At 73.1% G+C, this 11,838-nt stretch carries 10 protein-coding genes and 1 pseudogene; 6 read left to right on the top strand and 5 right to left on the bottom strand.

Features of this window, described 5'->3' with window-relative positions; genetic code table 11:
* The 4 genes from CCN56_RS30150 to CCN56_RS45645 all read left to right on the top strand — a co-directional run.
* The coding region (locus CCN56_RS30150; protein WP_256962243.1) for a rhodanese-like domain-containing protein at nt 1-507 on the top strand (507 nt) is incomplete at its 5' end.
* Complete coding sequence (locus CCN56_RS30145) at nt 504-1,406, top strand: sulfite exporter TauE/SafE family protein (protein ID WP_086831107.1); 903 nt, start codon at nt 504-506, stop codon at nt 1,404-1,406. The genes CCN56_RS30150 and CCN56_RS30145, both read left to right, overlap by 4 nt.
* A gap of 70 nt (nt 1,407-1,476) precedes the next feature.
* Entirely contained in the window at nt 1,477-4,941 is a 3,465-nt protein-coding gene (locus CCN56_RS30140; protein ID WP_143664665.1) for a hypothetical protein, read from the top strand.
* A 91-nt stretch (nt 4,942-5,032) separates the two neighbouring features.
* A complete protein-coding gene (locus CCN56_RS45645; protein ID WP_086831105.1) occupies nt 5,033-5,446 on the top strand; it encodes a hypothetical protein in 414 nt (137 codons plus the stop codon).
* 49 nt (nt 5,447-5,495) lie between these two features.
* On the opposite strand, the gene CCN56_RS30130 is transcribed toward CCN56_RS45645, so the two are convergent.
* Nucleotides 5,496-6,176 (bottom strand): DUF4232 domain-containing protein, encoded by a 681-nt coding sequence (locus tag CCN56_RS30130; protein WP_086831104.1) that lies wholly within the window; start codon nt 6,174-6,176, stop codon nt 5,496-5,498.
* Nucleotides 6,177-6,496: 320 nt separating this feature from the next.
* On the opposite strand from CCN56_RS30130, the gene CCN56_RS30125 reads away from it, so the two are divergent.
* A complete protein-coding gene (locus CCN56_RS30125; RefSeq protein ID WP_086831103.1) occupies nt 6,497-7,642 on the top strand; it encodes an SMI1/KNR4 family protein in 1,146 nt (381 codons plus the stop codon).
* Nucleotides 7,643-7,705: 63 nt separating this feature from the next.
* On the opposite strand, the pseudogene CCN56_RS30120 reads toward CCN56_RS30125, so the two are convergent.
* Together CCN56_RS30120 and CCN56_RS30115 are read right to left on the bottom strand one after the other, a co-directional pair.
* Nucleotides 7,706-8,172: pseudogene (locus tag CCN56_RS30120) on the bottom strand (IS5 family transposase); the annotation flags it as partial.
* 154 nt (nt 8,173-8,326) lie between these two features.
* Nucleotides 8,327-8,548: a DUF6458 family protein gene (locus CCN56_RS30115; RefSeq protein WP_086831101.1), complete on the bottom strand. Its 222-nt coding sequence runs from the start codon at nt 8,546-8,548 to the stop codon at nt 8,327-8,329.
* Nucleotides 8,549-8,728: 180 nt separating this feature from the next.
* Here CCN56_RS30115 and CCN56_RS30110 point away from each other — a divergent pair, with 180 nt between their 5' ends.
* Nucleotides 8,729-9,793 carry a mechanosensitive ion channel family protein gene (locus CCN56_RS30110; protein ID WP_086831100.1) on the top strand — a complete coding sequence of 355 codons (1,065 nt, stop codon included), beginning with the start codon at nt 8,729-8,731 and terminating at the stop codon, nt 9,791-9,793.
* 18 nt (nt 9,794-9,811) lie between these two features.
* On the opposite strand, the gene CCN56_RS30105 is transcribed toward CCN56_RS30110, so the two are convergent.
* Nucleotides 9,812-10,252, bottom strand: a complete 441-nt coding sequence (locus CCN56_RS30105) for a VOC family protein (RefSeq protein WP_086831099.1) — start codon at nt 10,250-10,252, stop codon at nt 9,812-9,814.
* 128 nt (nt 10,253-10,380) lie between these two features.
* Nucleotides 10,381-11,838 (bottom strand): glycoside hydrolase family 13 protein (locus CCN56_RS30100; protein WP_086831098.1); only part of this gene is annotated, 1,458 nt, incomplete at its 5' end.

The raw sequence follows: 11,838 nt of genomic DNA, 5'->3' as shown, positions 1-11,838 counted from the left end.
CGCCTGCTCGACGTCCGCACGCCGGGTGAGTTCCGTACGGCGCACATCCCGGGCTCGTACAACGTTCCCCTCGACACCCTGCGCGAGCACCGTGCCGAGCTCCTCGCCCACCTCGACGAGGACGTCGTGCTCGTCTGTCGCTCCGGGGCGCGTGCCGCGCAGGCCGAGAAGGCCCTGGCCGAGGGCGGCCTGCCGAACCTCCGCGTCCTGGAGGGCGGCATCGTCGCCTGGGAGACGGCCGGGGCGCCCGTCGACCGGGGTCCGGAGCGGTGGGACATGGAGCGCCAGGTCCGGCTCGTGGCCGGCTCGATCGTCCTGGCCACCGGTCTGATCGGGGTGTTCGTCCCGGGCGCCCGTCTGATCGGCACCGCGGTCGGAGCCGGCCTGACCTACGCGGCCCTCAGCAACTCCTGCGCCATGGGCGTGCTGCTGTCCAAGCTGCCGTACAACCGCGGGCCGCGCCCCGACGTCCGCACGGCGATCGCGGAGCTGCGGAGCACGTCGTGACCGTCCTGGTCGTCGCGGCGTCCCTGCTCGTCGGCGTCAGCCTCGGCGCCCTCGGGGGCGGCGGCACGATCCTGACCGTGCCGATCCTGGTCTACCTGGCCGGGCAGGACAGCAAGGAGGCGATCACCGCCTCCCTGTTCGTGGTCGGCGTCACCAGCCTCGCCGCGCTGGTCCCGCACGCCCGGGCCCGCCGGGTCCACTGGCGGACCGGGCTCCTCTTCGGTGGATTCAGCATGGTCGGCGCGTACGGGGGCGGACGGCTCGCCGAGTACGTTCCGGGCACGGTCCTGCTCGTCGCCTTCGCCCTGATGATGCCGGCCACGGCGGCCGCGATGCTCCGCAGGCCCCGGCCCGGCCGGGAGGAGCCGGGGCGGAAGGGGTCCGGCCGGGAGGAGCCGTGGCGGGAGGAGCCCGAGCGGGTCCGTGCCGATCCGTCCCTGAAGCGCATCGCGGTGGAGGGCCTCGCCGTCGGTGCGGTGACGGGCCTGGTCGGCTCCGGCGGCGGTTTCCTCGTCGTCCCGGCACTCGCCGTCCTCGGCGGGCTGCCGATGGGCGTCGCGGTCGGCACGTCGCTCCTCGTCATCGGGATGAATTCCTTCGCCGGGCTCGCCGGACACCTCTCGGGCGTCGGGATCGACTGGGCTCCGGCCCTGACCGTGACCGCGGCGGCGGTGGTCGGCAGCCTGCTGGGCGGCCGGCTCGCGGGCCGTATCCCGCAGGACACGCTGCGCACGGCGTTCGGCTGGTTCGTCGTCGTCATGGGTGTCTTCGTCCTCGCGCAGCAGCTGGACACCGCCGTGTGGACCCACCCGGCCACGTGGGCGGTGATCGGGACCGCACTGGCCCGCGGGGTCACCGTCCGGCTGTGGCGGGCCTCGGTCGCGAAGAGCGTCCCGTAGGGCGGTCGTTCACGCGGCCGGTCCGATATTCGGTGGAGTCGGGGTCGCACCCTCGCGCACAATGCCCGCGATGATCTCCACTGCCGAGCAGCTGCTCGCCGCCCTCGAACCCCTGCCGCACGCCGACCGGCTCCGTTTCACCGCCGTCACCGCTCACCGGCTCGCCGCCCGGGGCGCACTGCGCCCCCTGCTGACCGCCCTGGACGCACGCGGCCCGTACGAGCGCCGGCTCGCCGCGCTGGCGGCCCTGACCGCCGGGGAGGCGGCCCACCTTGCGGCTCGGCTCGCCGACCCGGATCCGGTGGTCCGCCGGTACGCGCTGCGCGGCGCCCGGCGGCTGCCCGTCGCGGACGCCGCCGTCGAGGCCGCCTACGACGACGCGCCCGCCGTGGTCCGCGCCGACCTCGCACGGCTGCTGCGTGACGGGCGGCGGCCCGGACTCTCCGAGCGGCTGGTGCTCCGGGTGCGCACCGAGTACGGCGGCCGGGACGCGGCCCGCCTGCTGGCGGGCTGCTCGGCGGAGTTCACCGCGCGGCTGCTGCCGGAACTCGCCGGGGCGCTCGCGTTCGAGGACTGGAGCGCCCTGGCCGTCCGCCATCCCGCCGCCGTCCTCGACCAGGTGGAGCGGGAACTCGAGGGCCTTCCCCAGCGGTTGCGCGGCCAGTGGTGGCGGCGACACGCCGCCGGAATCGCCGCCGCCCTGCCCGCCGCGCCGGAGCGCGTCCTCGACCTGCTCGAACGGTACGGCCCCGACGGCCTGCCCGGCCCGGTGCACGACCGGCTGGGCGATCTCGTCGCGGTCGACGCCGAGCGCGTCGTGCGCTGGTTCGCCGACCCCGGCCGCGCGGCCGCGCGGTGGGAACGGACCCCCGGCCCGGCGGTCACGCGGCGGCTGGCGGCGGCGAACCCGCCGTCCCTGCCCGCGCTCGGGGGCCGGTGGTTCCACCGGGAGGCCTTCGGCCTTCTGCTGCGGTCGGTGCCGCCCGCGCGTCGGCCCGGGTTCCTGGACGCGGTCGTCGCCATGGGCGCCCCGTACAGGAACGTCCGCGCGCACGCGGGGGTGCTCGCCCCGCTGCCGACCGCCGAGCGGCACGCCCGCGCCCGTACAGAGATCGAGAAGATCCGCGCCGCAGCTCACGCGAGCTGGGACCTCTGGCCACTCCTCGCCCTGCTGCCGACCACCGAGGCCCGCCCACAGCTGCTGGCCGGCCTCCGCAGCAACGACCCCGACGAGCGCGGGACGATCTGGGACCGGCTGGTCGCCAACGCCGGCCACACCCGTGATCCGGAGCAGGTCGCGGAGGTGCTCGCGCTCGCCGCCGGCCGGCTGACCAACGAACGCGACCCCGTACGCGGGGAGGCCCTGTCCGCCCTCGCCGAGCTGCCGGTGCCCTTGCTCGTGGCCGCCCTCCGGACCGGCGCGTCCGCCGGGGGCCGCACCGGGTCCGCATCCCTGGAGCGGCTGTGCCTGGACGCCCTGAGGGCCCGGGACTGCTCGCCCGGGACCCGGGACGCGATCCGGTCCCTGGCGGTGACCCTGCTCTCCGCCGCCGTGGGCGGTACGGAAGCCGCCGCCACCGCCCTGCCGACCGCCGTACGCCTGACGGAAGCGCTCACCGCCCACACCGGAACGGTGGAGCTGGATCGTTTCGGCGAGGCGCTGCGCGGCAGCGGGGCCGGCGCCCTGCTCGACGCACTCGGGCCGTGGCTGGACCGGGCCATCGCCAACGGCGACGTCGCGCCCCTGCTGGCGCTGGTCAGGTCCGGCGGGCGCCACGCGTACCGGATCCCGGGACTCCGGGATCGTCTCGAACAGGTCCTGCGCACCTGCCCGGACGGGGTCTTCGGCGAGGTCGCGGCGGCCTGGCTGGCCGATCCGGCGACCCGGGGCGACCGCGTGGCCCGGTTGCTGGAGCGGGAGCCGTCCGCCGTCTTCGTGCCCGAGGTGCTCGCCGTACTCGCCGCGGAGCGCACCGACCTGCTGGACCGCGCCCTGACCGGGACACCGCTCCCGGGCGGCCGGTTCCCCGCGACGGGCGCGCCCCGGCCGTTGCCCCCTTTCCGGTACGCCGACCGGTGGCTGCCCCGGCAGCAGGAGGCCGCGGTCCGGCTGGCAGCGGACGTCATCGCCGATGCCGGCCGCGGTCTCGACGAGCGTGCCGCGCTGCTCCGTGCGGTGGCCCCGGTGCCGGTGTTCGGGAGCGCCCTGCTCCGGCGGTACACCGCCCCGGTGCCCACCGCGGCCGGGGCCGAGGGTTCGGCGGAGGACTCGGCCGACCAGGTCGCGCTCCCCCTGACGGCGGCCGCTCTGGACGCGGCCGCCCACACCGACGCCCCGGCCTCGGCCCTCCGCGCCCTGCTCGACCACGCGGGCGACGACCAGGCGGCGGCCGCCTGGTCCGCCGCCGCCCGTGCCGCCGCCCACGCCCGGCCCGGCCAGGTCGCGGCCCTGCTCCGTGACGTCCTGACCCGCGAGACCGGGGTGAAGGTCACCGTCAGGAAGGCGGCCGCCCGGCTCGCCGCCCGCCATCTGCCCCCGGGCGCCGCGACCGCGCTCCTGTCCGGCGTGGGCCGCGCTCCGGGCCTCCATCCGGACGTGCACGCCACCGTCGTCGGGCTGGCCACGGCGCTGCTGCCGGACGAGGAGATGTGGGCCCTGCTGGAGTCGGCGTGCGCCGACGGACCCGACGCCGCCAGGAGCGCGCTCCTGGAGCCGAGCCCGGCGGACCTGGCCCCGGCCCACCGGTCGCGGTACGGCGAGCTCGTCGCCCGGTTGGCCTTCGTACCCGAGGAACAGATCGCGGGCCGAGCCCTGTTCGGCCTCCGCGACTGGGCGCGGTACACACCCGCGGCCGGCGCCGCCCTCGCGAGCGTCTACACGGACCTCGCCTCTCCCTTGCGTACGCATCGGGCGGGCTACGGGCTGGCGGAGCTCGCCCAGTCCGAACTGCCCCACCCGATCGGCGGCGTGGAGCCCGGCAGCCTGCTGCACGACGTCGTGGACCGGCTTCTGGCGCTCGTCGCCGCCGGCGAACCGGAGGGCGGCGGGCGCCGTGGGGATCTGCCGGCGCGCCGTCGCCTGGAATCCCTCCTCGGCTCGTCGATCCGGGACCACCGGATGTGTGCCGCCCTGGCCCGGCAGCTGGCGGGCGAACCGGCGGTCACCGCCACCCGCACCGCCCTCCTCGTACGGGCGGTCGACCTGGAGGCGACTGAGCCCGAACTGCTGCGCTCGCTCCGCGAGCTGACCTCGGCGATCGAAGGCCGCCCCGTCCTCGCGGTGCGGGTGGCCGAGGACATGGAGGACGCGCACCTGTACGGCAGGTCGCTCGCCGATCCCGCCGCCGCCCTGGCCGCCGTCGATGCCCTGGGCGGCGAGGGCGGCCTCGTCGAGGGCCTCCTCGCCGTCGCCCTCGCCACGGTTCTCGGCACCCGCATGAACTGGCCGGAGGTCTGCCGAGCGGCCGTCGTGGGCCTGCGCCGCCACCCGGATCGGGAGGTCCGGGAGGCGGCGTACACCACGGTCCTGGGCTGAAGCGGGTTTCGGCGCGCCGGGCCGATGCGGGCTTCAGCGCGTCGTCAGGGAGGGGTGGCACCGTCGGAGCGCCGCCCGCCCGGACGGGTCAGTGCCGCTGGACGCGGTAGCGCCGGGCAAGGCGGGCGAGCGCGACGGCCCCGAGGAGCGGCCCGAAGTCACGCAGCGCGATGTGGACACCCCGAAGGAAGTACGCGACCCCGGCGTCTCCGCCGCCGAGAGGCCCGGCACACAGCTGGGCGAGCAGAACCGGGCGGACGTCTTCGAGCTCCTCGATCGGTACGGATTCGAGCCGCGCCACGAGGACGACGCCATCGTCCTGGCCGACTGTCCCTTCCACGCCCTGGCCCGGGAGCGCACCCGGACGGTGTGCGGCATGAACCTCCGTCTGCTGCACGGTGTCCTCAAGGGCATCGACGAGACCGGGATCGAGGCGCGCCTGGTGCCCGGGCCCGGGTCCGGGCGCTGCCGCGTACGGCTGCAGTCGGCCGCGGAAGAAACCTGAACAGCCGGCCACGGAGGAGTCTCCGTGGCCGGCTGTGGGGGAACTCCGGTCACAGGCTGAGCGCGTCCTCGGCGTTGTCCATCCACGCGGTGACGGAGTTGTCGGGGGAGACGTTGAAGCCGGGCGTCGAGGCCTTGAGCGGCACCTGTTTCAGGTCGGACTCGGTGTCCATGGTCATCGCGATCGAGGAGACCGTCTTGCTCGTGGCCCCCTTCAGGCCGCCCATGAGCCCCGCGTAGGCGGACTCGCCCGGGGCGAGCCGGATGGCGTCCTCGATGCCGGGGGCGGCGCCGCGCTGGGTCGCCTGCCCATCCAGGTCACCGAAGGTCACGATCGGGTGGCCGATCACCCGGCACGGCTTGCCGCTCTTGTTGGTGATCTTCAGCAGGTAGCTGCTGGTCGTCGCCTCGGCCAGATTCGCCGTGAACGTCACGTCGTACGTGCTGCACGGGAAGACGTCGTAGTCCGGATCGGTCGACGGCGAGCCCGTCCCGGCGGGCTTCGTGGGCTTGACCGGCTTCGACGGCGTGGCGGGCCCCGACGGCTTCGACGACTCGGCGGGCTTCGCCGGCGTCGGCTTCACGGGCGTGGACGGGGCGGTGGAGGCGGGGGGCGTCGCGCTCGGCGCACCGGCGCCGCCCGCGGCTCCGTCCTCGGAAGGCCCGCAGGCGGTCAGGGCCAGCGCGGACACGGCGACCAGGACGGCGGCGGCTCTGCGAACGGAACTCATGGCGGTACTCCCCCCGATGGCAGCGCACGTGCTGCGCTGTGGTGAACACCAGGTTCGCGTGCCCGCTTCACGATTCTGTGACGGGGTCTTTCCGAATTCACCACGGTTCGCCCCAGAGTCCCCGCCCCGGCCCGGGAAAACCGTTCGATCAACGCTGCCCCTTCCCTCTAGGTGTATTGACCTGCAGCGTCCGGTGCCAGCAGCTTGATGAGCCGGGACAAGTGGCCGCTCGAAGCTTGCCGGCCCGAACGCCGACCCGGCGGCAAGGCCGGTGAGCAACGATCAAGCTGTTGTCAGCCGCTGGTTCTAAGGTCGGCCCTATGACATCAGACCTGGTCCAGGACTCATGGACTCGCATCGACGCGTGGCTGCGCGAGCACGCGCCCCGCACGTTTGCCACGCTTCGGCCGCCTGCACGCGGCGAGGAGATCGCAGCAGCGCAACAGGAACTGGGGGTCACCTTTCCTCCGGACCTGGTCGCTTCACTCCTCCGGCACAACGGGGCGCTGGAGGGACCTGAGGCTTTCCGCTTCAGCACGGGCGACCGGCTGCTCGGAGTGAGCGGAATCCTCGGGGACACCGGGTTCATGCGCGGCATCGACCAGGGCCTCGACGGGGAGACCGAGGACTACTGGCTTCACGATTACGTGAAGTTCGGTTCTTACGACGTGACGTCGGACGGTCTTCTGATGGATTGCCGTACCGGGCGGGACTCCTTCGGTGCGATCGGACGGTTCTTCGACGAGACCGGTACCGGTTTCGGGAAGGCCGACTCGCTGGGTGAGTATCTGGCCGAACTGGCCGGCACGCTCGAGCGCGGCCGGGACGCCGGTGTCGTCACGTTCAACGGCCGGCTGTTCTGGGAGGGGCGTCCGCCTGCCAGTCCGCAGTACAGTGCCGACGAGCCCCTTCCCGCACCGGATGAGCAGCTGCCAGAACTGGACCTGTCCTACAGTCCCACCGACCTCCTCCACGTGAGCCACCTGGACGGGCATGAGGAACTCGGTGCGCTGATCGCAGTCCTGCCGTATGAGCAGGTGGTCGACGCCGCGCGGAAGCAGCTGCGCAGGCTGGCGGTCGAAACGGGCCTGAACAACTACCCGGAGGTCAAGACGGCCCTGGACGCGTGGGAACGCGGTGTGACCCCGCCGCAGCCGGACCAGACCGGCCCGCTCGCCTTGCGACTCCGCGCGGTGCTCGCACAGGCCGACACCGGCCGAGACCACACGCGCAGGTGGGCCGCGGAGAAAATAGCCCTCGGGATCTGGGGGTCCCCGTACAGGTCCGTGTGCGAGAGCGCGGAGACCCGGAGTCACTTCACTCTCGACTGGCGTGCGGACCTGCATGCGGACCTGGGCGATCAGCCCCTGCCACCGATACCTGACGACCGATTCTGGGGGGCGCTGCGCAACCCCGCCATCGACTCCAGTTGGTACGCGGCCCAGTACAGCCAAGATCAGGACTGACCCCAGGGGTTTCGGTTCCGCGCGAACGTTTCATGTGGCGGTTATCGCCAGACGAAGCGCTCACTTGCGCAGGTGTTCGCGGATCGCGCGGGAGGAGTACGCCTTGTCGGCCAGGACCACGTCCGGCCTGGTGCGGGGCCGTCCTCGCCGTCGAGGAACGCGAAGGCGGGCCATGACGTGAGCGAAGGCGGGTGCGTCACCGGCCTGTCCTGCGGTGAGCACGAAGACCAGTGGTCGGCAGGAGGCATCGGAGGCCAGGTGGATCTTTGTGGTCGGTCCGCCGCGGGACCGGCCGATGGCGTGGTCTGCCGGTTCGCCGGCTGGGGCCCCTTTTTGCGGGCCCCAGCCGCGTGTTGGTGTGCGCGCACGAGGGTGGAGTCCGCTGACACAGCCCAGTTGAGGTCGTCGTCGGCGTCGGCCTGTGCGACCAGCGCGATGAACACCCGCTCCCACGTGCCGTAGATGGCCCACATCGACAGCCGGTTGTAACGACTGGCGGGGCTGGTCGGAACGGCGCCGTTGTCAGGCGGTCGGCCCAGTGCGGAGTCGCCGCGCGTCCCGCCCGAGCGTGTACGAAGCGCTGAGGAAGATCACGGCTCCGGCCACGAGCCGGAGAGCCGAGGCCCCGCACCGGAGGAACCATGGTGCGGGACTGCCGCATGGCCGCCGGCCGTGCCGGCCGAGTCAGAGCAGGTCGCGCCGGTCTTCGGTGACCGTCGGGTCCACGGGCGGGACCACCATCCGGCGACGCCGGAGAACGCTCGTGTAGACGGCGGTGCCGAGGAGACCGACGGCCATCAGGATCAGCCCGACCAGATCGAGGTCGACCGATTCGAGTTCCCAGTCGGTCGCGAACGCGAGAATGGCACCGGCAGCGATCATCATGATGAACAGTCCCAGACGCATGGTTGCTCCCTCCAGAGCGGGGTTGCACCGTTCGCGTACCCCGGTCCCCGGGAATCACGCCGCCTCACCCTCCGTGCCGCGGCCCGCGGCGGCCTCCCGGGCACTGCCACCGCGTGTTTGCCGGACGCCCGTGGGGTGAGGCGAGAGGGACGACCACGTTCCTTCGTCGAGTGGGGAGTCATGGAAAGCGTTGTGCGACTGGCGATCGTCCTCGGCTGCTCGGTGCTGGCGGCTCTGGCCGTCGGCAGGGCGGCGGAGCTCTTCGCGCGATACGCGGACGCACGCCACCCCGACACTCCGCTCTGGGGGCTGCTGCGGCGCTGTCGTATCCCGCTCTACGCCGTCCTGCTGTGCGCCGTGTTCCGGTGGTCCTACCGCGTGACCGAATGGCCACCTCTGCTGAATCGTGCCGCACTGCTGGACCACGTCCTCCTGCTGTGTCTGATCGGGGGCGGCGCCTGGCTGACCGTCCGCGTGGTCTCGGCCGTCGTCGAGTCCGCGTACGCGCGGTACGCGGGTCGTACGCGCGACACGGCCCGGCTGCGCCGCGTCCGGACGCAGGTCACGCTGCTCAGCCGGGTCGTGTCGGTGGCCGTGGGCGTGATCGCCGCAGCCTTCGCCCTCGTCACGTTCCCCACGTTCCGCGGGCTCGGCACGTCGCTGCTCGCCTCCGCCGGCATCATCGGCATCGTGGCGGGCGTCGCGGCGCAGTCGACGCTCGGCAACCTCTTCGCGGGTTTCCAGATCGCCTTCGGCGACATGGTCCGCATCGGCGACACGGTGGTCGTCGACGAGCAGTGGGGCACGGTGGAGGAGGTGACGCTCACCTTCCTCACCGTCCGGACGTGGGACGAACGCCGCGTCACCCTGCCCGTCTCCTACTTCACCTCCCGGCCCTTCGAGAACTGGTCGCGCGGAGGCAACGAGCTGACGGGAACGGTCTTCCTCCACTGCGACCACTCCGCGCCCGTCGATCTGATGCGCACCCACCTGCGCACGTTCCTCGGCACGTGCCCCGGTTGGGACGGGCGGGCCTGGGACCTCGCCGTCACCGACACCTCCCCGACGGGTATCACCGTCCGCGCCCTGATGACCGCCAAGGACCCCGACGACCTGTGGACGACCCGCTGCGCCGTACGGGAGGAGCTCGTCGACTGGCTCGTCAGGGAGCACCCGGGCGCGCTCCCCCGCATCGTCACCGCCCAGGCGCCGACGCCCCACCGCACTGACGCCTGTCCGAGGTGAAAGCGGCTCTTCGGGATCTCAACCGATCTGTTCGGCCAGGGCGACGATGATGCCCGAGGGACCGCGGAGGTAGCAGAGTCGGTAGATGTCCTTGTACCGCGCCACCTCGCCGATCAGTTCGGCGCCGTGGGGGCGCAGGCGGGCGAGGGTGTCGTCGAGGTCGTCGACGGCGAACATGACGCGGTGCAGGCCGAGCGTGTTCGGCTGCGGGTTGCGCGATCCATCGCGCACGGCGGCCGGGGCCTGGTACTGCGCGAGCTCCAGTTTGCTGTGGCCGTCGGGGGTCCGCATCATCGCCATGTCGCTGCGTACCCCGTCGAGTCCGACGGCCTGGTCCGCGAAGAGGCCTTCGATCTGTGCCTTGCCCTCGACCTCCATGCCCAGTTCGGTGAAGAAGGCCACGGCGGCGTCCAGGTCCTCGACGACGATGCCGACGTTGTCCATCCGCTGAAGCGTCATGACGGTTCTCCCTCTGTGTTGCGCGGCCCCGTGAAGTCACCGGTATACCCGGGACGGCGCCGTCGGCCCCTTTTCGACACCGGTGAGTGGACCGGGTTCCGGGATCCCGCGTACGGCCCCGCAGCGGCTCACGTGCGCAGCCAGGCGGCGGTGTCCGGGGGGAGGGTGCCGGCAAGGTCGAGGGGGCCGCTGGCGAGGAGGAGTTCGTCGTGGGCAGGGAGGGCGACGGGACCGTCGGAGAGGTTGACCACGCAGGTCAGGCCGTGTGCGCGAGTGAAGGAGAGGACGCCGTCCGGGGAGGGGAGCCAGGTGAGTGGGCCGTCGCCGAAGCCGGGCACGGTGCGGCGCAGTCCGAGGGCGGTGCGGTAGAGGGTGAGCATCGAGTCGGCGTCGCTGCTCTGCCGGTCGACGGCGTAGCGGGCCCAGTCGGCGGGCTGCGGCAGCCACGGTTCCGTACCGGTGCCGAAGCCGTACGAGGGGGACTCGGCCTCCCACGGGAGGGGGACCCGGCAGCCGTCGCGGCCGGGGTCGGTGCCGCCGGAGCGGAAGTGCATGGGGTCCTGGATGCGGTCGCGCGGGATGTCGGCCTCGGGAAGGCCCAGTTCCTCGCCCTGGTAGAGGTAGACGGAACCGGGGAGGGCGAGGGTGAGGAGGGCGGCGGCGCGGGCGCGCCGGGTGCCGAGCTCCAGGTCGGTGGGAGTGCCGAAGCGCTTCGTGGCGAAGTCGAACGCGGTGTCGGTGCGCCCGTAGCGGGTGGCGGTGCGGGTGACGTCGTGGTTGCAGAGCACCCAGGTGGCGGGGGCGTTCACGGGGGCGTGTTCGGCGAGGGTGTCGTCGATGGTGGCGCGGAGCCGGCCGGGTTCCCAAGGGCAGGCGAGGAAGTTGAAGTTGAAGGCGGTGTGGAGCTCGTCGGGGCGGAGGTAGCGGGCGAAGCGTTCGGCGTCGGGGAGCCAGACCTCGCCGACGAAGACGCCGTCGTACTCGTCGGCTATGGCGCGCCAGGAGCGGTAGACCTCGTGGATCTCGTCCTGGTCGATGTACGGGTGGGGGTCGACGCCCTCGACGAAGTCGCGGAGGCCCGGGTCCTTGGTGAGGAGGGCGGCGGAGTCGATGCGGACGCCGGCGACTCCGCGCTCGAACCAGAAGCGGAGGACGTCCTCGTGCTCGCGGCGGACGTCGGGGTGGGACCAGTTGAGGTCGGGCTGCTCGGGGGTGAAGAGGTGCAGGTACCACTCGCCGTCGGGGACGCGGGTCCAGGTGTCGCCGGAGAACTGGGAGGGCCAGTCGTTGGGCGGCAGTTCGCCGTCGGCACCCCGGCCGGGGCGGAAGTGGAAGCGGGCCCGTTCGGGGCTGCCGGGGCCCGCCGCGAGTGCGGCCCTGAACCAGGCGTGCTGGTCGGAGACGTGGTTGGGGACGATGTCGACGATGACGCGGAGGCCGAGTTCGGCGGCTTCGGCGATGAGTTCCTCGGCCTCGTCGAGGGTGCCGAAGGCTGGGTCGATGGCGCGGTAGTCGGCGACGTCGTAGCCGCCGTCGACCATCGGGGAGGCGTACCAGGGGGTGAACCAGACGGCGTCGACGCCGAG

It is taken from the genome of Streptomyces sp. NRRL B-24572 (genome assembly GCF_002156145.1).
GTDB classification, from domain to species: Bacteria; Actinomycetota; Actinomycetes; order Streptomycetales; family Streptomycetaceae; genus Streptomyces; species Streptomyces vietnamensis.
The sequence above is the reverse complement of the archived record's forward strand: the minus strand, read 5'-3'. Positions and strand labels throughout refer to the sequence as shown.